The organism is Dyella sp. C9 (assembly GCF_003332825.1).
GTDB lineage: Bacteria > Pseudomonadota > Gammaproteobacteria > Xanthomonadales > Rhodanobacteraceae > Dyella.
Genome location: NZ_QIRF01000007.1, coordinates 1 through 22,548, shown reverse-complemented (window position 1 = coordinate 22,548; position 22,548 = coordinate 1). Strand labels below are relative to the sequence as shown.

The following is a 22,548-nucleotide window of genomic DNA, read 5'->3' as shown; positions in this document are numbered from 1 at the left end:
ATCTCCGAACCCACGCCGAAACCGATGGCCCGCGGCAGCGCCGCGCCCATCGCCACCAGGGTGGTCATGGTGATCGGGCGGAAGCGCACCAGCGCCGCCTCGCGAATGGCATCGGGCGCGGAGAGCCCCCGTTCGCGCTGCGCCACCAGGGCGAAGTCCACCATCAGGATCGCGTTCTTCTTCACGATGCCGATCAGCATCAGGATCGCGATGATCGCCATCAGCGACAGCGAAATACCGGTGGCCAGCATGGCCAGGAAGGCGCCGGCGCCGGCGGCGGGCAGCGTGGACAGGATGGTCAGCGGGTGGCCGAGGCTTTCGTAGAGGATGCCCAGCACGATGTACATCGCCAGGATCGAGCCGATCAGCAGCACGTTCGCGTTGGACTTGGTTTCCTCCAGGTTCTGCGCGCTGCCGGAGTAGCCCAGCTGGATGCCTGCCGGCAGGCGCGCGTCGTCGATGATCTGCTTGATCAGCGCGTTGGCCTTGTCCTGCGGGAAGTCGTGCTCGGTGTTGTAGTAGATCTGGGTGGCCTCCAGCTGGTTGGTGTGGATCACCAGCGAGGGCGAAACGTCGGGCTCGATGCGCGCGATCGCCGACAGCGGCACCATCACGCCGCTGTCGCTGCGCACGTAAGTGTTGAGCAGGGTGCCGGTATTGAGCGTGCGTGCGGCGCGCGAGGTCAGCACCACCCAGTACTGGTTGATGTCCGAATAGATGATCGATACCTGGTTCTGGCCGAACGCGTTGTAAAGCGCCGAGTCGATGCTGCCCATGTCCACCTGCAGGCGGCTGGCGTCGGCACGGTTGACCTTCAGCAGCTGCTGCTTGTCGATGTCGTCGTAGTCGCTGCTGACATCGCGGAACTCCTTGCGCTGGCGCAGCAGGGCAGTCACCTTCAGCGCCCACGGCTGCAGGTCGATGTTGTTGCTGCTGATCAGCTGGAAGCTCTGGCTGCCGCGGTTGCTGTCGTTGTTGTCGTTGAAGAAGCCGATCGAGTTGAGCGAAATGCGCTGCTCGGGCAGCTTTTCGTAGACCTTGTTGAGCCGGCCGATCACGTCCTTGATCGAATCCGCGCGCTCGCCCACGCCGTGCCCGCGCGGCTTGAGGTCGACGAACATGGTGGCCTGGTTGCCCACGTTGCCGCCGGCGTTGTCACTGCCCAGGAAGGTGGTGACGTCGAGCACCGAGGGGTCCTGCCGCATCAGCGAGGCGGCGCGCTCGGCGCGCTCGGCCATCAGGGTGGGCGAGATGTTGGAATCGGCGCGGATATCGCCCTGCAGCATGCCGATGTCTTCGGGAGGCATGAAGTTGAAGCCGTACAGCTTTACCACCAGGGTGGCCATGGCAAAGGTCAGCGTGAGCAGGATGATCGGCTGCCAGCGCATCAGGCGACGATGGCGCAAGGCCCAGTCCAGCGCGCGTTCGTAGATGTGGTGCAGGCCGCGGTCGAAGCGCAGCAGCGCGCGTTCCATGCGGTTCGGTGGACGGTCGCCCGCGTTCTCCGTCGTGAGGAAGCGACCGCACAATGCGGGCGTCAGCGTCAGCGAGACGATCGCCGAGATCACCACGGCGGCGGTGAGTGTCACCGAGAACTCGCGCAACAGGTTGGTGAACTCGTTGTTGCCGAACAGCAATGGCGCGAACACGGCGATCAGCGACAGCGTGATGGAGACCACGGTGAAGCCGATCTCGTCCACGCCGGTCAGCGCCGCCTCCAGTGGCGACTCGCCGTTTTCCATGTGGCGCACGATGTTCTCGATCACCACGATCGCATCGTCCACCACGAAGCCGATGCACAACACCAACGCCACCAGCGATAGCGTGTTGAGCGTGTAGCCCAGCGACCACATCACCACGAACGCGCCGGCCAGCGACAGCGGCACGCTGAGCATCGCGATCAGGGTGGGGCCGATGCGACGCAGGAACACCAGCATCACGCCCGCCACCATCAACACGCTGAGCATCAGCGCGACCTGCACTTCGTGCAGCGCGGACTTGGTGGTCTGGGTCAGGTCGAAGATCGGCGTGATCTGCAGGTCGGCCGGCAGCCACGCGCGCATCTGCGGCAGCTTGGCGCGCACCGCGTCGGCGGTGGCCACGGCATTGGCCTCCGGCCGCTTGCTGATGCGGATGGCGATGGCCCGCTGGTCATTGAACCAGGCGGCCTGGAATTCGTCCTGCTGGCCGCTGGTCACCTTGGCCACGTCCGACAAGCGCACCGGCGCGCCGTTGTGCACCGCGAGCAGCAGGTTGGCGAACTCCTCGGGCGTGTGCAGCGCATCGTTGGCGGTCACCGTCATCTGCGTGCTGCCATCGCTCAGCGTGCCCTGTGGCGAGGAGACGTTGGCGGCGCGCAGCATGTTGGCCACGTCGTTGGCGGTGAGTCCCTTGGCGGCCAGTGCCACGGTGTCGAGGTCCACGCGCACCGCGCGGGGGCGTCCACCGATCACGCGCACCTGCGCCACGCCAGGGATCTGCGCCAGCGCCGGGTTCAACAGCGAGTCGGCCAGGTCGTACAACCGGTCCGGCGGCACCGTGTGCGAGGTGATCGCCAGCAGCAGCACCGGGATGTTGGCGGTGTTGAACTTGTAGTAACGCGGGGGCACCGTCATGCTCGATGGCAGGTCGACCTGGGCGGCGTTGATCGCCGCCTGCACGTCACGCGCCAGCTTGTCGGTGTTGTTGCCGAAGTTGAACAGCATGCGGATCGAGGTCGAGCCGTCGTTGCTCTCCGAATGCATTTCCTTGATGCCGGCGATGCGGCCCAGGTGGCGTTCCAGCGGGGCCGCCACGGTCGAGGCCATGGTCTGCGCGTTGGCGCCAGGCACTTCCACATAGACCACCATGCCCGGGAACTCGAGCGTGGGCAGTGCAGCCACGCCAAGCAGCACGTAGGCCCACAGCCCAGCCAGGGCCAGGCCCAAGGCCAGCAGCGACGTACCGATGGGACGGCGTATCAGGGGTGCAAACAGGCTCACGGGCTGGCAGACCCTCGAACTTGGACAGGCCACGGCCGCGCCTGCGCGGCTGCAGGCGCGCGACGACGGGCCGCCTCAGTGCGTTTTATGCACGCAAAGCGCAGGCGGCGAATGTGCCGTTAGTCGTTGTCCGCAGAAGACTGTCGCCTGGCCGTCGCGGCAGGCGCCGCGACGGCGTCGAAGGGGGAGGCGTCTTCACGATTCCTTCGCCTCCCCTCGGTGCCTCAGCGCGTGGCCGGGCTGTAGCGCAGGGTCAGATACCAGCTGCGTCCCGGCTGGTTGTAGTAGTACGCGGTCTCGTAGTTGCGGTCGAACACGTTGGCCAGCTTAAGCTCCACCCGCCAGCTGGGCAGGAAGTCGTAGCTCGCACGCAGGTCGGTGGTGGTGTAGCCGCCCAGGCGATACTGGTTGGCCTGGTCGTCATAGGCCTTGCCGGAAGCGAAGTAGGTAGCGCCCACGCCAAACGCGCCGAAACGGCGGTCGATGTCGATGCGCGCGGTCTGCTCGGGACGGCGCGGCAGCTGGTTGCCGTCGTAGGTGCCTTCTTCGTTCTTCGGCTGCATCAGGGTCAGGTAGCTCTGCACCTGCCAGCCGTACACGTTCACGCCGAACTGGCCTTCCAGGCCACGAATGCGCGCGCGGCTGATGTTCTGCGGCACGTAGTTCTCGTCCAGGATGATCAGGTCGGTGATGGTGGTCTGGTAGGCATTGACCGCCCAGTTCCAGTTGTCCTGCTTCTGGCTGAGGCCCAGTTCGCCCGAGCGCGACTTCTCCGGCTTGAGATCCGCGTTGCCGTAACCGAACGGGTAGTACATGTCGTTGAAGGTCGGCGTGTGGAAAGCCGTGCCATAGCTGGCCGACAGGCGCACGCCGTCGTCGAACGCATAACCCCACGCGGCACTGCCGGTGTTGTGGTTGCCGAACTGGTCGTTATGGTCGTGGCGGGCCGCCAGCTGCACCTCGTTGCGACCGAAGGTGCCCAGGTACTGCAGGAAGGCACCGGTGTCCTCGCGGGTGGATTCGAGATAGCCGGTATCGCTGTTGATGTGTTCCTGCTGGTAGTCCACGCCCGCGGTGAGCAGCTGGTTGCTGGCCAGGGTGATGTCGTTCTGCCACGACGCCTGGTTGCGGCGCGAATAGGCATAGAACACCGGGACGCGCGGATAGTAGGTCTGCGTGCCGGCGTACGGATCGTTGTAGGTGCCCTGATAATAATTGGCCGAATCGTCGCGGCTCTGGCCGGCGTTGAGCGTCACCTTCCAGAGGTCCAGCGGGGTGAAGCTCAGGCGTGCGCCGGCCACTTCCTGCTCTTCCTCGGCCTGGTTGCCGCCGTAGGGGCTGCCGGCGTATTCGACGAAGCTCTTGCTGCGCAGCCAGGTGACCGACAGCTCGGTGCCGTTGTCCCAGCGATAGCCGCCGTTGGCCATGCCGTTCCAGTTGCGGTAGGCGTCGTCATTGGGGTCGTCCACGAAGCAGGCCACGCCCAGTTCGGCCGCGCCGACGCGGCAGGCATTGATGCCGGCCGTGTACTGCCCGCCCAGGCCCACGTTGAACCACGCGTGCGAGTCGCCGCCGGAAAGGCCGGCGTGGCTGTCCCAGTAGCTGCGGCTGCCGGTGGAGACGCTCAGCGACGGGTCGAGCTTGCCGTCCTGGGTGCCATGGCGGGTGAAGATCTGGATGACGCCGCCCACGGCGTCGGAGCCGTACAGGCTGGAACGCGGACCGCGCACGATTTCGATGCGCTCGATCTGGTCGACCGGGATCTGTTCCAGCGCGGCGGCGCCAGTGGTGACCGAGCCCATGCGCACGCCGTCGATCAGCACCAGCACGTGGTCGGAGTTGGTGCCGCGCAGGAACAGCGAGCTCTGCTGGCCCAGGCCGCCCGACTGCGCGAAGGACACGCCGGGCAGGCCTACCAGCAAGTCACGCACCGAGGTCGGCTGCAGCCGGTCGATGTCGGCGCGGGTGATCACGGTGACCGAAGACAGCGCCTCGTCAGTGGTGATCGCCGTGCGGGTGGCAGTGACCACCACGGTGGACAGCGACTGCGGCTGGTCGTTCTGGTCGGCGTGGGCGGCCATGGCGCAGGGCAGCAGCGCGGCGGCGAGCAGGGTCTTCTTCATGGGTGTTCCTTTCCGGATACGCGATCGGGGTAGCGACATGCGCGGCGGAAAGGGAACGGCGGCGGGGCAATGGCCACGACGCAGCGTCCGGCCTCGCCCACCGCGAGTCCTACGGTTCACGTCGGGCCGGTCTCCGGGCTCGCGAGCAGCGCGCCGTGCGGCACGCCCCCAGGGCGCCTTCCCGTGCCGGTGCACAGTGGCCTTGCCCTGGGGTGGAATCACTCGCCTACCGTTGCGGGGGCAGCGCCGGACTGGCTGATTTCCAGCGCACCGGCTTCCCGTTTAATCCCGGGGCATACCGCGCCCCAGGACACCCGAACGGCGGGCATTCTAGTGAGCGTCTCGGTGCGGGGGCAATCGGTCAAGTCCCGGCGTCACCGCAAGAAAACCCCGCACGGGCTGGCCGGGTGGCCGTCGACGCGTCATGCCGGTGCCGTGGCGGCTCGCTTGCAGTCGTCATGGGCGGCGGGCACTCTTCCCGGTTTTCACCACGCGGAACTGCCATGTCCACTCAGGAAACCATCATCCAGATCATGCCGGCCACCGGCTGGGTTGCCGTTTACGGCGAAGACGGCGGCGAAAGCGCCGAGGCGCTGGTCTGCTTCGCGCTCGTCGAGTCGGTTGCGAACGGCGCCACCCGCCGCGACGTGCGCCCGATGCGCGTGGACGGCAAGGGTATCGGCTTTGCCGACGTCGAACCCAGCTTCCTGCGCGTCGAGGAACTGGCCGAATTCGAGGAAGAAGACGAAGAGGACGAAGACGAGGAAGAGGAAGAAGACGCCGAGGCGTAAGCGTCCCGTCGATGGCTGCCGGACCGGTGTCCGGCAGCCATGCCGCCCGGCCCGGACGTCCGCCCGAGTGTCCGCGGACTGCGCCGATGCGCGACCGCTCCGCGCCAAGCAACTGAACCGGCACGCCTTATGCGTTGGCACGCCGATTGCGTGCATGACAGCAGGTCGTGAAGCATCACGACATCCGTCGCCTGAGGAGAGTTGCCTTGAAGCCGTTCCGTTCCCTGCTGTTGATGTTGACCGTGGTGGTCATGCTGCATGGCGTCGTTGCCCGTGCCGCCGAACCGGCACAGAACCCGCCCAAGCCGCTGTCGCGCGAAGAGGTCACGCGCATCCTGGACAGCAACCGCGCGATCAACACGCCGCAGGGCATCAACGAGCAGGTGAAGCTGCGCATCAACGGCATCGACCAGTGGATCTCGGTGCGTGGCAAGGATCGCCGCAACCCCATCCTGCTGTTCCTGCACGGCGGTCCGGCCTCGCCCGCGATGCCCGAGGCCTACACCTTCCAGACCGCATGGGAGGACTACTTCACCGTGGTGCAGTGGGACCAGCGCGGCAGCGGCAAGACCTATGCCGCCAATACCGAGCAGGCGATGCTGCCGGGCATGAGCGTGGCCGGCATGACCGACGACGCGGCCAAGCTGGTGCAGTACCTACGCGAGCACTACGGCAAGCAGAAGATCTTCCTGCTCGGCCATTCCTGGGGCTCCATCCTCGGCGTGGAGCTGGCCCAGCAGCATCCGGAGTGGTTCTACGCGTACATCTCCACCGGCCAGGTGGTGAATGGCCGCCGCAATGAGGAAGTGGGCTACAACTTCGCGCTGCGCCGTGCCCGCGAGGAAGGCAACACCACGGCCATCCGCGAGCTGGAAGCGCTGGCGCCGTATCCCGGCGACGGCCCGATGACCTTCGAGCGCATCGGCATGCGCAGCAAGTGGGAAATGTATTACGGCGGGCTGGCCTGGGGTCGCAAGGACTACCAGTTCGAGGACGATGCGGAGTCACTGTCCCCCGACTACAGCCGCGCCGACCTGGACGCCATCGCCAAGGGCAGCCTGTTCTCGCTCAACCACCTGCTGCCGGCGCTGATGTCCACCGACTTCGACCACGTCACCCGCTTCGGCTGCCCGGTGATCGTCTACGTGGGCGCACACGACTACACCACCGCACACGAGCTGGCCGAGGAATGGTTCACGCACATCCAGGCGCCGTCGAAGAAGCTGGTGTCGTTCGCCGACTCGGCGCACATGATGATGCAGGAGCAACCCGGCCGCTTCCTGGTCCACCTGGTCACCGACGCGCTGCCGCTGGCCCAGCAGGCAGGCGATGCGGCACCGGCGGAAGTGGTGCGCAGCCGTTGATCCACGGCCAGGCGCCGATCCACTCGACCTCGTTCCCGCTTCGATCCGGTCGCGCACAGAGCCTGCCCTGAACTCGATTCAGGGGTGCGGGGGCGCCTCCCTCTTAATCCTGGGGACTCGTGCAGGCTGCGTATCGCTTGCCCTCCACCTGCACCACCGCCTGCCCGTGCACACCAAGGCTGGCCGTGTAGTGCTCGGGGGAATCGAAGTCCACGCGGCCTGACGCGCCTGGCGCCGCCACCCCGGGGCAGCTCAGCGTCCAGGCCAGCGCGGTGCTGTTGCGATGTGCATGGGTGCGCTGGCATTGCGACTGGCCAGGCAGTGAGAGGTTGGCGAATTCGACCCACGGGTCGGGGCCCTCGTCCACGCAATGCCATTGCACCTGTGGCTGGCCGGCATGGCCATGCACGAAAGTGCGGGTAATGATCTTCCACAGGCCGGGCATGGCCTGGAAATCGCCGGGGTCGGCATGGCCGGGCGTGCCGACCAGGGCCGCGCCCAGCAGTACCAGCACGGCAATCGCCCGCGTCACGGCGTGGCCCCGATGGCCCGGCGCGGGTTGGCTGTAGGCAGACATGGTCGATAGGGCTCCGGCACGACGGACAAACAAGCCCGGCCTGCACATGGCAGGCCGGGCGCGACGCTTATTGCATCAGTCCTGTGTTTCAGCCGTAGCCACGTTGCCGTGGCCATTCGAGCCGAAGTCGAACATGTTCATCAGGTTGCCGATGGCCGGGGCGTTGAGCGGCACGTACGGGTTGCTCGACCGCGACACCGGGTTGGGCAGGTTGTCGCGGCTGCGGCCCGAGATGGTCTCGTGCAGGCCCCAGTTGGCTTCGACGAATTTGTCGAAGGAGACATGGTCGTAGTACGTGTGCACCACGCGACCGCCCTCGGAGTACTGCGAGATCACCAGCAGCGGGATGCGCGTGCCGTCGCCGAAGAAGTCGATCGGCTGCACGTAGCCCGAGTCGTAGTAACCGCCGCCTTCGTCGAAGGTCACCATGATCACGGTGTCGGCCCACACCTTCGGGTTGGCCTTGGCCATGTCCACGATCTTCTTCACGTAGCCCTCGAACAGGTCCAGCTTGGACGAGGCCGGGTGGCCATCCAGGATGCCGTCCGGCTTGGCGATCGCCACCGCCGGCAGGGTGTCGTTCTGGATGTCGTTGTACAGGTCGTTGATGTCCTGGTTATTGGCGCGCAGCTTCGGGTTGGTCATCACCTGCGTGGAGTACAGGAACGGATCGCAGATGTTGCAGAACGTGCCCGCTTCGCCCGCCTCGGTGCCACCGGACCAGCCTTCGCCGTAGTACTTCCAGGTCACATGATGGCGGTTGAGCAGCAGCGCGAGGTTCTCCTGGCGCGTCGGCGGGATGGTGTACTGCGTGGAGCCCAGCGGTGCCGCCGTGCCGTCGCCCAGGTAGCCCGGGTTGTAGTTGTTGACCAGGTAGTAGGCACCCTTGCGGCAGTCGGTACCGTGGAAGGTGTGATATGGCAGGGACTTCAGGTAATCCTTCACCGCCGCGATGCCCGGCTGGGTGTCGTCGGAACAGTCGACGTAGGAACCGCCGCTGTAGCCGTCCTGGGTGTACCAGTTGTTGGTGCCGGCCTGCGCATCGGGGTCCTCGATCTGGTTCGACGGCGGCACGGCGGGTTCGCCGTTGCTGTCGGCGTAATAGATCAGGTCACCGAAGCCCAGCATGATGTGGTTGGCACCGGTGCCGCCCATCACCGACTGGTGGAAGTTGTCGCTCAGCGTGTAGGTCTGGGCCAGCTGCTGGAAATAGGGCGCATCGCCCTGGGCCATGTTGAGGAACTGCATGGCGGTGGAGCCTTCACCGGTACTCTCGTCGGTGAAACCGGCGGCCTGTGCCTTGCCGTTGGTGCCCGCGCCCACCGTGGTTTCCACCCACGGAAACAGGTCGGCGCGGCAACCGCTGGGGTTCTTCTCGGTGGCGGCGCTGACGCTGCAGTCCAGCTGCTGCCACATCTGGAAGAAGCGGTGCACCGGGCTGTTGGCGTAGTCGTCGTAGCTGATCGAGGCATGCATGTCGACCGGGCCGTTCGGCAGCTGCGCCGGAAAACGCGTGTCGAGCGAGTCCTTCGGCAGGCCGGTGCCACCGTTGGCCAGCTCGGTGTAGTCGGCATCTTCCAGGCCCGGTTCCACCGCCTGCGCCTGCGCGGCGGAAGCGAACGGCGCCTGGGTCGGTGCACTGCCCGTATTCATCTGCGGCAGCACGGCGAACGCGCTGGTGTGCGTGGGCGCCACCGAGTACTTGCCGTTGTTGCTGGCCTGCCACTGGCGGGCGGCGGCGAAGTTCGGGCCTGGCGTGCCGTCGGCGTTGACGATGCCTTCGGACAGCAGGTTGTTCACCTGCTGGCCCTTCGGCGGCGTGTAGGTGGCGAACACATGGTCGAAGGTACGGTTTTCGCCGATCAGCAGGATGACGTGCTTGATCGGTGTGTTGGTGCGGTTGCTCTGGTCTTCGCCATCACCGGGTGCATGCAGCGTGGTGATGCCTCCCGGAAGGCCGGAACGCGGACTGACCCCAGCCGCGGGCACGTTGCCGCGGAACTTGGCGTCCTGGTCGGACGTCGTACTGCTTTGCGCGCTGACAACACCGGCAAGGCCGGCGGCAAGTGTGCCGATGAGCAACGGCAGGTACCGCTTGCGGACGTACGTCATGGACATGTCTGGATCTCCTGCAGACACCCTGTGCGGGCTGCAATCGAGTGATCCCCCTGATTTCGGCCCGCCCGTGCATCGCAACGGTGGGGCAGGCCGGCGGCGAGTCTGGTCCCGCCAAATGACGCTCCCTTGGCAGGTTTGCGACAACGCGCACGGCGCAGATGACAGCCGTGCGACGACGCAAGGGCTTGCGCAGCGCGATAGTGCACGAAGCGCCGTACATCGCCACATGCGCTGACCGGCCACGCCGTCTTCACGCAAGAAATCGCCACCAGCGATTTTTTGCGAGATGCGCGTAGCGTGCGGCAGCACACGCATCGCCTGCGGCATCGTTCGCGCGCGAAGGAACTCAGGCCGGCAGCAGCTGGTACGGCCGCATCATCTCGTTGTCTTCGTGCTCGAGCAGGTGGCAATGCCACACGTAGCGGCCCGGCTCGCCCTCGAAGCGCATGATGATGCGCGTCACCATGCCGGGGTCCGCGCGCACGGTGTCCTTCCAGCCCATTTCATGCGGTTCCGGAGGCAACGCAGCGCCGGTGAATTTCAGCGTCTTCGACGCGTTCCACGCGAACAGGTCGAACGGGCACCGCTCCACCACCTGGAAGCGCACCAGGTGCAGGTGCACCGGGTGCACGTCGCCGGTGAGGTTCACCAGGCTCCAGGTTTCCACGCTGTTCTGCCGCGGGTTCTCGGTGATCGGCGCCGACCAGTGCTTGCCGCCAAGCAGCATCATCATCGGGTTGCCGCCGGCATCGTCCTGCTCGCCCAGGGTGAGCACGCGGTCGCGCACCGCGCCGGCCGGTGCGATGCGTTCGATCGTACTGAGCGTGGTGGGCAGCGCGCCTTCGTCGTGCCGACCGCGATCACGCACGCGAAACTCCATGATCGCCTCGGACTGCTGGCGCAACTGCACCTGCTTGCCGTCCAACCCGGAGAAATCCACCACCACGTCGGCACGTTCGGCAGGATAGAGCGCCACGTGCTGCCGAGGCACCGGCGCGGCGAGCAGGCCCTGGTCGCTGGCGACCTGCACCAGCGGCCGACCGTTCGAAAGCGAGAGATTGTAGAAGCGCGAGTTGGCCACGTTGACCAGGCGCAGGCGATAACGCCGCGGCTCCACCTCCAGGAACGGATACAGCTTGCCGTTGCACAGGATGGCGTTGCCATCGCACTCCGATACCCACGGTGCGTCGGGATCATCCGAGACCGGGTAATACAGCTGGCCGTCCTTGCCGATCAATCGATCGCACAGGATCAGCGGCAGGTCGCAATCGCCGCCGGGCAGGCCCAGCGACTGCTCGTGCGCGTCGCGTATCAGGTACGCGCCGAACAAGCCCGCGTACATGTTGAGGCGGGTGATGCCCATGGCGTGGTCGTGATACCACAGCGTGGCGGCATCCTGGCCGTTGGGGTAGTGGTAGAGCGCCGAATGTCCCGGTTCGAACCATTCCTCGGGATAACCATCACAGGCGGCCGGCACGCGCGCACCATGCACATGCGCGACGGTGCGCACCTGCGGCTTGCTGCGCTCGGCGCCGTGGATGTTGTAGTCGATCGGCAGGAAATGCTGGGTCGGCAGCGCATTCACCCATTCGATCAGCAAGGGCTCGCCACGCATGGCCTGCACAGTCGGGCCGGGCGAGCGGCCGCCGTAGCCCCATTGCGGCGTGGGCGGCAGGTCGCGGTGCAGCGGCGCGGAGAACGCACGCATCTCCATGCGGTAATAGGGCAGCTCGCGCCCGGGATAGGCCGGATGCGCGCGCGTACCCGTGGGCTGCGCCAGCGGTGGCAACGGCAGGGGATCGACGAAGCGCGCCAGCGTCACCGGGTTGACCAGCGGCACCTTGGGCGAAGCCAGTTGCGGCATGACCATGCGGTTCATGGCGTGCTCGTCGCCCATCGGCGAGGACCAGGCGAACAGCCCCATGTCGGCGGCAGCGGCCACGCCGACGACGTCGATGAGTCCGCGCAGGAACTGGCGGCGCGACAGCTTTTCGGAAGTCATCAGGCCACCCTAGGCAGCCCGGATGACAGTCCGATGGCAGCCGCCACGACGCCGTTCACGCGGCGTCATGGCGGCGATCCCGCTGGCTTATTCGACCGAAGCGGGCGCGCCCTGTCCGGTGGTGGGGGCCTGCGGGCTGGACCCGGCGGCCACTTCTTCGGCGGTTTCGATGGGCTTGGACAGCATGTGCGCACGGCGCCAGCCGCCCCACTTGTAGTAACCCATCGCCATCAGCATTGAGGCCAGCGAGCCGAGCGGAAAACTCCACCAGATCGAGTCCGCGCCGAGCATGGGCGCCAGTGCCAGCGCGAACGGCGGGCGGATCAGCCACATCGAGATGAACAGCACCACCAGCGGGGGCACCACCGCACCGGTGGAGCGCACCACGCCGAACAGCACGAAAGTGACGCCGAAGAACATGAACGACCACACCGCGATGCTGTTGAGGTGCTGCGCCTGGCTCAGCGCCTCGGCGTCGCTGGGCAGGAACAGGTTGAGCGCGGCGTGGTTGAACAGGTAGATCAGGCCGATCAGCGCGCCGCTCAGCAGAAAGTTGTAGAGCACGCCGACGCGGGTGATGCGGCTGACGCGATCCCACAGGCGCGCGCCCACGTTCTGCGCCGCCATCGAGGACACCGCCGCGCCGATCGCCATGGCCGGCATCTGCACATAGGTCCACAGCTGGGTGGCGGCACCATAGGCCGCGGTGGTCTTGGAGCCGTAGCCGTTGACCATGTGGATCATGATCATGGCGGAGCTGGAGATCACGATCATCTGCAGGCCCATCGGCAGGCCCTTGAACACCAGCGCGCGCAGGATCTCCATGTCCGGCTTGAGGAAGCCCAGTTCGCTGCGCGTGAGGCGCAGGAAATGCTTGCGCGTGTACAAGGTGGTCAGCAGGGCGACCAGCGCCAGGCTCTGCGCGATCAGGGTTGAGGTGGCCGAGCCGGCGATGCCCATGCGCGGGAACGGCCCCACGCCGAAGATCAGCAGCGGGTTGAGCACGATGTCCAGCACCACCGAGAACGCCATGAACACAAACGGCGTGCGCGAGTCACCGGCGCCGCGCAGCGTCATCATCAGGAAGTTGTAGAAATACATCGCGGGCACCGCGATGAAGATGATGCGCAGGTAGGGCACCGCGAAGGCCTGCGCGTCCAGCGGGGTGCCCAGCGCTCGCAGCATCAGCGGTGTGGCGAAGTAGCCGGCGATGGCCACCACCACCGACACCGACACGAAGAAGGTCACGCCGGTGCCGACCACCCGCTTGGCCTCCAGCATGTTGCGCGCGCCCAGGCTCTGGCCGATCAGGATGGTGCAGGCCATGCTCAGGCCGAACACCGCGCCCAGCAGCAGGAACAGGATCAGGTTGGCGTTGCTCACCGCGGTGAGCGCCGCCTCGCCCAGATAGTGCCCGATCCACATCGCGTTGACCGAGCCGTTGAGCGACTGCAGCACGGTACTGCCCAGGATCGGCAGTGCGAACAACAGCAGCGTGCGTGCAATCGGGCCTTCCGTGAGCAGGGGCTGCCGGCCAGCAATGGGTGACATCAGATCGTTTTCCGCTTGATAGGGGGAGTGGGGTCAACCGGCGACTTCGTGTTCCGGCCATGCTCGCGCCGCCAGTCGTCGTACATGCTCGCGCACATCGGCCGGCCATGCACCGGTCAGTTCGGTAAATCGTTCGCGATCCTGCCGCCAGAACGCGCGCGTGGCCTCTTCGTAACCCGGCAAGTCGCCGGTGAGGGCCAGCATCAGGCGATCCAGTGCCTCGCCGGCCACACGGGCGCGCTCACGGCCCTGTCCGCTGCGACGAGCCTCCTCGACCAGGCGGCGCAGCGCCCCCGACGCGCCACCGGGCTGCGCGCCCAGCCATTCCCAATGACGGGGCAGCAGGGTGACCTCGCGCGCCACCACGCCCAGGCGTGGGCGACCCGGACCGCGGCTGGTCAGCTCCTCGGCTGGCGCGGCCACCGGCAGGCGCGCCAGCACGTCGTCGGTGGTACCACGCATGTCCACGTCCAACTGGCGTCCGCTGTGGTCGTCGAAGATCAGCACCGGGCCGTCCGCACCCTCGTCGATGGCCCGCTTGGTGGCAGCCACCACGACGGCCAGTTCGCCGCTGGCGATCTGCCGGTGCCCGTCAAAGGCGGTGTAAGTGGGGATCTCGGCCGACATGCGATTTTCACCCGGATAATAAGGAGACGCCATTTTGCCCGGGTGGAAAAAACCAAGTCAAGACCCACGCGTGCGCGTTAAAGTGCCCACCCGATCTGTACGACTGCACCGCTCACCATGGTCATCCAACCGTCCCATCGTCCGCTGCGGCTGATGCTGTTCACCCTGCGCGGCTCGATCGTCCCGGCGATCTGGAAGCGCGTGGTGGGGATGATGTTGCTGGCGGTGCTGGTGGTGCTGTTCGAGCAGCGCGTGATGCACACCGGCGTGGAACTGGGCGCGGTGCCGCTGACCCTGATGGGCCTGACCCTGGCGATCTTCCTGGGCTTTCGCAACAGCGTCGCCTACGAGCGCTGGTGGGAGGCCCGCACCCTGTGGGGTGAGCTGCTGATCGTGCTGCGCAACCTGGCGCGGCAGACCGTGTCGCTGCCGGACAACCTGCCCCGCGACGAACAGCGCCTGCGCGTGCACCGGCTGGTCGCTTTTGCCCATGCCTTGCGCCACCAGTTGCGCGGCACACCGGCGAGCGACGAACTGGCGCGCTGGCTGCCCCCGTCCGAGGCAGCCGCGCTGGCCAAGGCCAGGGGCATACCCAATGCATTGCTGGGCCTGATCGGCGAAAGCTATGCCCAGCTGCGCCGCGATGGCCGGCTCGATCCCATCCTGCTGGCCAGCATCGACGCCCAGCTCACCCGCATGTCTTACGTGCTGGGCGGCTGCGAGCGCATCCAGGGCACGCCGATCCCGTTCGCTTACCTGCTGCTGCTGCATCGCACGGTGTACGTGTACTGCCTGCTGCTGCCGTTCTGCCTGGTCGGCAGCGTGGGCTGGCTGACGCCGGTGATGGTAGGCGTGCTGGCTTACACCTTCTTTGGCCTGGATGCGCTGGGCGACCAGATCGAGAACCCGTTCGACCGCCTGCCCAACGACCTGGCGCTGGACGCCATGTGCCGCACCATCGAGATCAGCCTGGGCGAGCTGCTGGGCGATACCGACCTGCCCGAGCCTTTGCAGCCGGTGGACGGCGTGCTGCTCTGATCCGGCACGCGGCTTCCGTGCCGGGCCCCGGCTTCCGCGCCGTATTCACATTTGCTGGGACATCCTGCCTGCCGTTCGCTGACCGGCACGTGCTGGCGTGGTCAAGCGCCGTCCGTGCAACGTAGTGTTGCCGCCATTCGACCTATTTCTAGTACCGATCGGTCCAATAACTTATTAAACTAGGCGGTGTACAAACCCCCCTCCCTCCATCGAGTACATCGCATGCGATCCACCCTGCTGCGCAGTGCCCTTGCACTTGCCCTGTTAGGTAGTTCCGTATCGGCCATGGCCGACACCCGCCTCGAGATCGAAGGCGGCCGTAGCTGGTCGGACAGCTACGGCACCAACACCGCCTGGCTCGAGGCGGTCTTCAACGAAAACGCGATCGGCAGCAGCCGCTTCACCTGGTCGCCGGACGCCTCGCTGGGTTTCATCGACGGCCGCAACGTGTCCCGCTACGGCAACGCGGTGAGCGACGACGTGTGGCTGCTGGCCGGCGGCGTGCGCTTCCACTACGGCGCGCCCGGCGACTGGTACCACCACTTGTACTGGACCACCCAGGTGGCCGTGCAGGCCGGCCGCACGCTGGCCCTGAGCAGCGGCGGCGAGTTCGTCAACTCGATCGGCTGGCAGGGTGACCACTGGAGCTTCCAGGTGCGCCACGCTTCCAACGGCGGCATCAAGGGTTCCAACCGCGGCGAAACCATGGCCCTGGTCGGGCTGGCCTTCAACCTGTAAGCCGCGCACAGCAGACGCAGAAACGACAACGGCCCCGCAAGGGGCCGTTATCGTTTGGACGTCTGGATGGCTGCCATCACCGGCACGTGGCCGGCGCGGCGCATCGATCAGTGGTCGCCGCCCGCGCCCGGCTTGGCGCCGAACGGCGGCCGCGCCAACCACACCACCACGATCAGGCTGAAGAACACCCAGCCGAGCAGGTGGAACACCTCGTTGAAGGAGATCTGGTAACCCTGCTGGGTGATCATCTGCTCCAGCATGGCGTTGCTGCTCTGGCCGGTGACGCCTACCGACTGCAGCGCGGTCTGCGCCGAGTCGTCGTAGGGTGTGATGTGCTCGGTCAGGTGCGCGTGGTGCACGATCGCGCGGTGGTCCCACAGGAAGGTCGTCAGCGAGGCTGAGAAGCTCGCGCCCAGCGTACGCAGGAAGGTGGCCAGGCCACCGCCCGCGGCGATCTCGTTGGGGCGCAGGTCCGACAGCAGGATGGTGGTCACCGGCATGAAGAACAGCGCCACGCCCAGGCCCTGGAACAGCTGCACGCCGGCGATGTGCCAGAAGTCCACCTGCAGGAAGAAGTTCGAGCGCATGAAGCAGGTGGTGCCCATCACCAGGAACGCGCACGAGGCCAGCAGGCGCATGTCGGTGCGCGAGGCGTACTTGCCCACGATGAAGGTGAGCATCACCGGCAGGATGCCCAGCGGCGCCGCGGCAAAACCGGCCCAGGTCGAGGTGTAGCCCATGTTCCGCTGCAGCCACTGCGGCACCAGCAGGCCGATGGCGAAGAACGCCGCGTAGGCCAGCACCAGCGCGATGGTGCCGATGCGGAAGTTGTGGTGGCGCAGCAGGCGCAGGTTGACGATGGGCTCGTCGTCGGTGAGCTCCCAGATCAGGAACACCGCCAGCGAGACGGCCGACACGATGCTGGTGATCACGATGAACTGCGAGTTGAACCAATCCTCGTCGTTGCCCTTGTCCAGCACGATCTGCAGCGCGCCTACGCCGACGATCAGTGTGATCAGGCCCACGTAGTCCACCTTGGGCCGCGAGGTCTGGTCCACGCGCAGCTTCATCTGGTTCGCCACCACCATGCTGGCGAAGATGCCGATCGGCACGTTGATGAAGAAGATCCACGGCCAGGAATAGTTGTCGGTGATCCAGCCGCCGAGGATCGGGCCCGCGATGGGCGCCACCACCGTCACCATCGCCAGCAGCGCCAGCGCCATGCCGCGTTTGGCCGGTGGATAGATCGAGATCAGCAGGCTCTGCGTGACCGGGTACATCGGGCCGGCCACCGCGCCCTGGATGGCGCGGAACAGGATCAGCATCGGCATGCTCTGCGCGATGCCGCACAGGAACGAGGCGATCGAGAACAGCAGCGTGGACATGATGAACAGCTTCACCTCGCCCACGCGGCGGGTGAGGAAGCCGGTCAGCGGCAGCGAAATCGCCATGCTTACCGCGAAGGAGGTGATGACCCAGGTACTCTGGTTCACGCTCACGCCCAGGTTGCCGGCGATCGTCGGCAACGACACGTTGGCGATGGTGGTGTCCAGCACCTGCATGAAGGTCGCCAACGAGAGGCCGACGGTGGTCAGCGCCAGGTTGGGTGGACGGAATTCTTGGTTCATCGCGCGGGTAACCTGCGGAATGGATTCGTGGTCCGTCGGGACGTTGTCCCGATCGAATCGCTATGTGACGCTGGCCGCGCCTTTCCCTCGCTCGTCATTCCAGCAAAGGCTGGAATCCAGTGGTTTCCGGCGTTGCTCCAGGCGCTGGATCCCAGCCTTGGCGGGGATGACGGCAAAAGCGTGGTCGTTGCAGGCACCCGGATGCGCGTGACGCGCATCCAGGTGCCGTTGGCTTACTGCTTGTCGTGGCTCTCGCCGGCCATGTTCGCGTGGATGATCTGCGCGATCAGGCCATCGGCCTTGGCCAACTGTTCGTTGTACACGTCGGTCTTGAAGGCCGGCTGCGTCGGTGCCTGCTTGGCCAGCAGCGGGCCGCTCTGGTCATGCAGGTTCACTTCCACCTTGGTCGACAGGCCGATGCGCAGCGGGTGCTCCTCAAGCTGCTTGGGATCGGTGAAGAACACGCGCACCGGCACGCGCTGCACGATCTTGATCCAGTTGCCGGTGGCGTTCTGCGCCGGCAGCAGCGAGAAGGCGCTGCCGGTGCCCACGCCCAGGCTCTGCACCGTGCCCTTGTAAGTCACCGCGCCACCGTACACGTCGGCGCGGATTTCCACCGGCTGGCCGATGCGCATGTCGGTGAGCTGCGTTTCCTTGAAGTTGGCGTCGATCCACACCTCATGCAGCGGCACCACCGCCATCAGCGGCGTGCCCGGGGCCACGCGCTGGCCCAGCTGCACCGAGCGCTTGGCCACATAGCCGTCCACCGGTGCCACGATCGAGCTGCGCACGTCGTCAAGGTAGGCCGAGCGCAGTTTGGCGGCGGCGGCCTGCACGTCCGGATGCGAGGCGACCATGGTGTCGTCGACCAGCACCTTGTTGGTCTGCAGTTGCTGCTCGGCGGTGGTCAGCGCGCTCTGCGCCGAGGTCAGCGCGTCGAGTGCGTGCGACAGTTCCTCGGCCGAGATCGCACCCGACTTGGCCAGGTCGCGACGGCGGTTGTAGTCGGCCTGCGCCTTGTCCACCGCCACCTTGCGCACGGCCACTTCGGCCTGCGCGCCGCTGACGTTGCTGTACAGGCCGCGCACCTTGCGCACAGTACTGGCGAGGTTGGCCTTGGCCTGCTGCAGCGCGACGTCGGCATCGGCCGGGTCGAGCTTCACCAGCACATCGCCGGCATGCACCAGGTCGCCGTCGTCGGCGCCAATGGTGATCACCGAGCCAGGCACCTGCGGCGTGATCTGCACCACGTTGCCGTTGACGTAGGCGTCGTCGGTCTCTTCGTACCAGCGGCCTTCGAAGAAGTACCACAGGCCCCAGCCGATGGCCGCGATCACCAGGACCACGACCAGCGCGCGCAGCAGGAAGCCGCGACGGTTCTTCGGGGGTTGGGCGGCCGCGTTCTCGGCCGCGAGCGGGGTTGGGCTAGACATGGGGGCTGCCTTTAGAGCGAAGGTTCAGAAGAGGATTGGACGGCCACATCGGCCGCGCCCTGCTGCGGACGGAAGCCGCCGCCCAGGGCCTGGATGAGTTGCACGGACAGGTCGACCTGCTGCGTGGTGAGTGCGGCCATGCGCTGCTGGGCGGCCAGCAGCTGCTGGCGCACGATCAGCGCCTCCAGGTAGCTGCCCACGCCCGCCTTGTATCGCTGCTCGGCCAGCTGCCACGCCTGGGTGGCGGCATCGACGGCGCGCTGCTGCGCGGCCACCTGCTCCTGCGCGGACTGCACGGCGTCGTAGTCGTCGGCCACTTCGTTCACCGCGCGCACCAGGGTCTGGTTGTACTGCGCCACGGCCTGGTCGTACTGCGCATCCTTGCCGGCGAGGTTCGAGCGCAGGCGGCCGCCGTCGAAGAGCGGCAGGCTGAAGGAGGGGCCGAACGTGTAGAAGCGGGCCGGCAGCTGCAGCGGGTTGATGCCGCCGGCCGCGGCCACGCCGGCCATCGCACTGATGCTGACGTTCGGCATGAACTGGGTCTTGGCGACCTTGATCTCCTTGCCGGCGGCCTCGACCTGCCAGCGGGCGGCGACGACGTCGGCGCGGTGGCCCATCAGGTCCATCGGGAGATTGGCCGGCACCGCCAGCGCAGCGGGCTGCAGCATCTGCGGGCGGGTGATCTCCAGGCCACGGTCCGGCCCCTTGCCCAGCAGCACCGACAACGAGGAACGCGCCGCGTCGATCGCGCGGTTGGCGGCGGCCACCTGCTGGTCGGCGTTGGCCACCTCGGTGTCGCTCTGCTTGAGCTGCAGCTGGTTGTCCAGGCCGGCGGCCACGCGCTGCTGGGTCAGCTCGCGCGCAGTGGTGGCGCGCTCGTGCTCGGCCTTGGCCACGTCCTGCTGGTCGTAGGCATAGGCCAGCTGTACGTAGGCGCGGGCCACATTGGTCGACAGCTCGATGCGGGCGGCTTGCTGCTCCACCTCGGCGGCACGCTGCTGGCCAAGGGCCGCTTCCCACGCGGCCCGCTTGCCGCCCCACAGGTCCAGGCCCCAGCTGAAGCTGGCACGGGCGTCCTTGAACCAGGTGAACTCGCCACCGCCCAGGTCCGGCGGCGCGGCGGTCAGCGGCAGGCGCTGGCCGATCACGTTGGCGCCGGCGTTGACGCTCGGGCCACGCTGGGCGTCGGCGGCGCCGGCCTCGGCCTGCGCCTGGCGGGCACGGGAATCGGCCACGCCGAGGCTCGGGTTGTCCTTCAGTGCCTCGGCGATCAGCGCGCTGAGCTGGGGATCACCCAGGCCGGTCCACCAGTCCGCGGCCGGCCAGGCGGCCGGCGAGACCTTCACGTTGGACAGGCTGCGATCGCTCTTGAGCGAAAGGGCATCGATCAGCGAGCCGGACGGATGCAGGCCGCCGCTGCTGACGCAACCCGCCAGAGCGAGGGTGATGCCGGTGGCTGCCGCAAGGAGTTGCAGACGCATGGGCTTGGTATCCAGAAAAAGAAACGGTTTAAGACTTGTCGCGCAGCGCTTGCAGCACGCGGTCGAGGTAGTCGCGCAGCTGCTCTCGCTCGGTCGGGTTCAGCGCCCGCTGGGCCGCCTCGAGCACGCGGTCATTGCAGGGGGTCATCTGGCGCCACAGAGCATCGCCGGCCGCCGTGAGCTCGATGCGCAAGGCACGGCGGTCCTGCTCATGCGGTTGCCGGCGCAGCAGCCCCCGGCCCTCGAGCTGGTCGAGCTGGCGCGTCATGGCGCCGCCGTCCAATTCCACCGATCGCGCCAGCTCGCTGGCGGACATCGGACCCATCATCGCCAGGCGCTTGAGGATCAGGAACTGGGTGAAACGCAGGTCGACACCGGACGCCTGCAACTCGGCCTCCATCGCGCGCACCAGCTCGGTGCGCACCAGGCCGATGAGAATGCCGACGCTGTCCGTCGAACTGGCGGAAGAAGGGGGAGTGGGGCTCATGACCGGCGCATTCTATTGCCGGAATAATATTTGTCAAGGCAATTATGTTTTGGTCCGCTTTTGTCCCGGCAAAATTCATCCGACGCATCACCCGCCCGCCGCCATCTCGTCCGCCAGCCAGGTCCGCAGCGCGGGATCGCGCAGTTCGAACAGCTCGAACACCCCCAGCGAGCGCAGCGTGGGGAGCAGGGCCAGCACCCGGGGTTCCATCGCCCGGCGCACCGCCTCGGGCGTGGCCGGGTCCAGCATCTGGTGGGCGCAGGCCACGAAGGCCTCCAGCGGGGCGGCAACGGCTTCGGCGCTCGGCGCCCGTGCAGCAATCAACGACATGGTCAGCTCTCCCTGGCGGCGCCCATGGCGCCACCGCATGCAATGACGAGGACGCATCCAGGGGTGCGGGCGTGACGACAACAGATCAAGCGGCCGGAAGTCATGGCCTTGCGGATCACTGGCAGCGCACACACCGGGGGACCACACCCTGGATGACGTACAACCCCGCTGGCGGCGGCGGTGGGGGACAGGTGGGCATATTAGGCAGGGCTGGCAAATACTGTTAGCGTTATTTGGTCAAAGTTTGTCGAGAATCGGCCATGAACAATCCGACCGAGCACGAGCGCTTCTACGAGATGATCGAGCGGACCGAGGGCCCCTCGCTGATCGCCTACTGGATCGACGGAGAGGCCGCCAGCGAGTACGACGAGGGCACCCGCGAGTACGGCTGGCACTCGCATGCGCGCGGGCAGTTCTTCTGCGTGGAGAGCGGACTGGTGCACGTGCGCACCTCGCGCGGCTCCTGGCTGCTGCCGCCGCATCGCGCCGGCTGGATGCCGCCGGGCGAGGAGCACACGGTGAGCATCAGCGGCCCGATGACCGGCTGGGGCATCTTCGTCACCCCGCCCGAATGCGGCTGCCTGCCACCCGAGCCCTGCGTGGTGGGCGTCAACGAACTGATGCGCGCCCTGGTGCGCCGCGCCAGCTCGTGGGCGTGGGAAACCCAGCTCGACGAGAGCCAGGAACGGATCTGCAGCGTGCTGATGGAGGAGATCTGCCGCGCCCAGCGCGAGCCGTTGCACCTGCCCATGCCGCTGGACCGCCGCGCCCTGCGCATCGCCTTCGCCTTGCTGGAGCGGCCGGAAGACAACCGCGGATTGGAAGAGTGGGCTGCCTGGGCAGGCCTGTCACCCCGCAGCCTCAGCCGCCTGTTCCGCAGCGAAACCGCTTTGAGTTTCGCGCAGTGGCGCCAGCTGGCCCGCCTGAGCCGCGGCCTGGAACGCCTGGCCGACGGCCAGCCGGTATCGGCGGTGGCCGACGCGCTGGGCTATGCGAGCGTGAGCGCCTTCGTGGCGATGTTCCGCCGCAGCTTCGGGCAACCCCCGGCGAAGTATTTCGCCGCGCAGGCGACCTGAATCCATCCGGCCCTGCCCCATGTAGGAGCGCACCCTGTGCGCGACCGCTTTTGCTAGCGATTTTTGTTCTACTCGATGCTGTCGCCAGCGTGCCGCCTGCGCGGCGGGCGTTTCGATCGTCTGCCGACGCTCGAGTCACTTTTCTTTTGCTGGCCCACGCACGCGCCTGGAGCGCGTGCGAACGGCGAAGCCGGCCCGTAGGG

At 66.9% G+C, this 22,548-nt stretch carries 17 protein-coding genes and 1 riboswitch; of the genes, 5 read left to right on the top strand and 12 right to left on the bottom strand.

Going from position 1 to position 22,548, the window contains the following annotated elements:
* The coding region (locus DVU99_RS10535; protein WP_198670266.1) for an efflux RND transporter permease subunit at nucleotides 1-2,981 on the bottom strand (2,981 nt) is incomplete at its 3' end.
* A 224-nt stretch (nucleotides 2,982-3,205) separates the two neighbouring features.
* Nucleotides 3,206-5,104, bottom strand: a complete 1,899-nt coding sequence (gene btuB, locus DVU99_RS10530; RefSeq protein ID WP_114240172.1) for a TonB-dependent vitamin B12 receptor — start codon at nucleotides 5,102-5,104, stop codon at nucleotides 3,206-3,208.
* Between the two features lie 106 nt (nucleotides 5,105-5,210).
* Nucleotides 5,211-5,437, bottom strand: a riboswitch (cobalamin riboswitch).
* Nucleotides 5,438-5,607: 170 nt separating this feature from the next.
* On the opposite strand from btuB, the gene DVU99_RS19745 reads away from it, so the two are divergent.
* Nucleotides 5,608-5,895: a hypothetical protein gene (locus DVU99_RS19745; RefSeq protein WP_157971403.1), complete on the top strand. Its 288-nt coding sequence runs from the start codon at nucleotides 5,608-5,610 to the stop codon at nucleotides 5,893-5,895.
* Between the two features lie 206 nt (nucleotides 5,896-6,101).
* A complete protein-coding gene (locus DVU99_RS10520) occupies nucleotides 6,102-7,259 on the top strand; it encodes an alpha/beta fold hydrolase (protein ID WP_232823555.1) in 1,158 nt (385 codons plus the stop codon).
* Nucleotides 7,260-7,362: 103 nt separating this feature from the next.
* Here DVU99_RS10520 and DVU99_RS10515 read toward each other — a convergent pair whose 3' ends face one another.
* From DVU99_RS10515 to DVU99_RS10495, 5 genes are all read right to left on the bottom strand, one after another.
* Complete coding sequence (locus DVU99_RS10515; protein ID WP_114240170.1) at nucleotides 7,363-7,836, bottom strand: DUF3617 family protein; 474 nt, start codon at nucleotides 7,834-7,836, stop codon at nucleotides 7,363-7,365.
* A 75-nt stretch (nucleotides 7,837-7,911) separates the two neighbouring features.
* Entirely contained in the window at nucleotides 7,912-9,954 is a 2,043-nt protein-coding gene (locus tag DVU99_RS10510; RefSeq protein WP_232823554.1) for an alkaline phosphatase family protein, read from the bottom strand.
* Between the two features lie 346 nt (nucleotides 9,955-10,300).
* Nucleotides 10,301-11,956 (bottom strand): multicopper oxidase family protein, encoded by a 1,656-nt coding sequence (locus DVU99_RS10505; protein ID WP_114240169.1) that lies wholly within the window; start codon nucleotides 11,954-11,956, stop codon nucleotides 10,301-10,303.
* Between the two features lie 87 nt (nucleotides 11,957-12,043).
* Entirely contained in the window at nucleotides 12,044-13,507 is a 1,464-nt protein-coding gene (locus tag DVU99_RS10500; RefSeq protein ID WP_114240168.1) for an MATE family efflux transporter, read from the bottom strand.
* Between the two features lie 33 nt (nucleotides 13,508-13,540).
* Nucleotides 13,541-14,134 carry a DUF2239 family protein gene (locus DVU99_RS10495; RefSeq protein ID WP_114240167.1) on the bottom strand — a complete coding sequence of 198 codons (594 nt, stop codon included), beginning with the start codon at nucleotides 14,132-14,134 and terminating at the stop codon, nucleotides 13,541-13,543.
* A gap of 117 nt (nucleotides 14,135-14,251) precedes the next feature.
* On the opposite strand from DVU99_RS10495, the gene DVU99_RS10490 reads away from it, so the two are divergent.
* Nucleotides 14,252-15,172: a bestrophin family protein gene (locus tag DVU99_RS10490; protein ID WP_114240166.1), complete on the top strand. Its 921-nt coding sequence runs from the start codon at nucleotides 14,252-14,254 to the stop codon at nucleotides 15,170-15,172.
* A gap of 222 nt (nucleotides 15,173-15,394) precedes the next feature.
* Entirely contained in the window at nucleotides 15,395-15,910 is a 516-nt protein-coding gene (locus DVU99_RS10485) for a lipid A 3-O-deacylase (RefSeq protein WP_114240165.1), read from the top strand.
* Nucleotides 15,911-16,017: 107 nt separating this feature from the next.
* Here the strand turns inward: DVU99_RS10485 and DVU99_RS10480 are convergent, their stop codons facing one another.
* From DVU99_RS10480 to DVU99_RS10460, 5 genes are all read right to left on the bottom strand, one after another.
* Nucleotides 16,018-17,538 (bottom strand): DHA2 family efflux MFS transporter permease subunit, encoded by a 1,521-nt coding sequence (locus DVU99_RS10480; RefSeq protein WP_114240164.1) that lies wholly within the window; start codon nucleotides 17,536-17,538, stop codon nucleotides 16,018-16,020.
* A gap of 233 nt (nucleotides 17,539-17,771) precedes the next feature.
* Nucleotides 17,772-18,971 (bottom strand): HlyD family efflux transporter periplasmic adaptor subunit, encoded by a 1,200-nt coding sequence (locus DVU99_RS10475; RefSeq protein ID WP_114240163.1) that lies wholly within the window; start codon nucleotides 18,969-18,971, stop codon nucleotides 17,772-17,774.
* 11 nt (nucleotides 18,972-18,982) lie between these two features.
* Nucleotides 18,983-20,452, bottom strand: coding sequence for an efflux transporter outer membrane subunit (locus DVU99_RS10470; RefSeq protein WP_114240162.1), 1,470 nt, complete (start codon nucleotides 20,450-20,452; stop codon nucleotides 18,983-18,985).
* 28 nt (nucleotides 20,453-20,480) lie between these two features.
* Nucleotides 20,481-20,852, bottom strand: coding sequence for a MarR family winged helix-turn-helix transcriptional regulator (locus DVU99_RS10465; RefSeq protein WP_198670276.1), 372 nt, complete (start codon nucleotides 20,850-20,852; stop codon nucleotides 20,481-20,483).
* A 174-nt stretch (nucleotides 20,853-21,026) separates the two neighbouring features.
* Nucleotides 21,027-21,269, bottom strand: a complete 243-nt coding sequence (locus DVU99_RS10460) for a hypothetical protein (protein ID WP_114240160.1) — start codon at nucleotides 21,267-21,269, stop codon at nucleotides 21,027-21,029.
* A gap of 260 nt (nucleotides 21,270-21,529) precedes the next feature.
* Here DVU99_RS10460 and DVU99_RS10455 point away from each other — a divergent pair, with 260 nt between their 5' ends.
* Complete coding sequence (locus DVU99_RS10455; protein WP_114240159.1) at nucleotides 21,530-22,345, top strand: helix-turn-helix domain-containing protein; 816 nt, start codon at nucleotides 21,530-21,532, stop codon at nucleotides 22,343-22,345.
* Nucleotides 22,346-22,548: the final 203 nt, after the last annotated feature.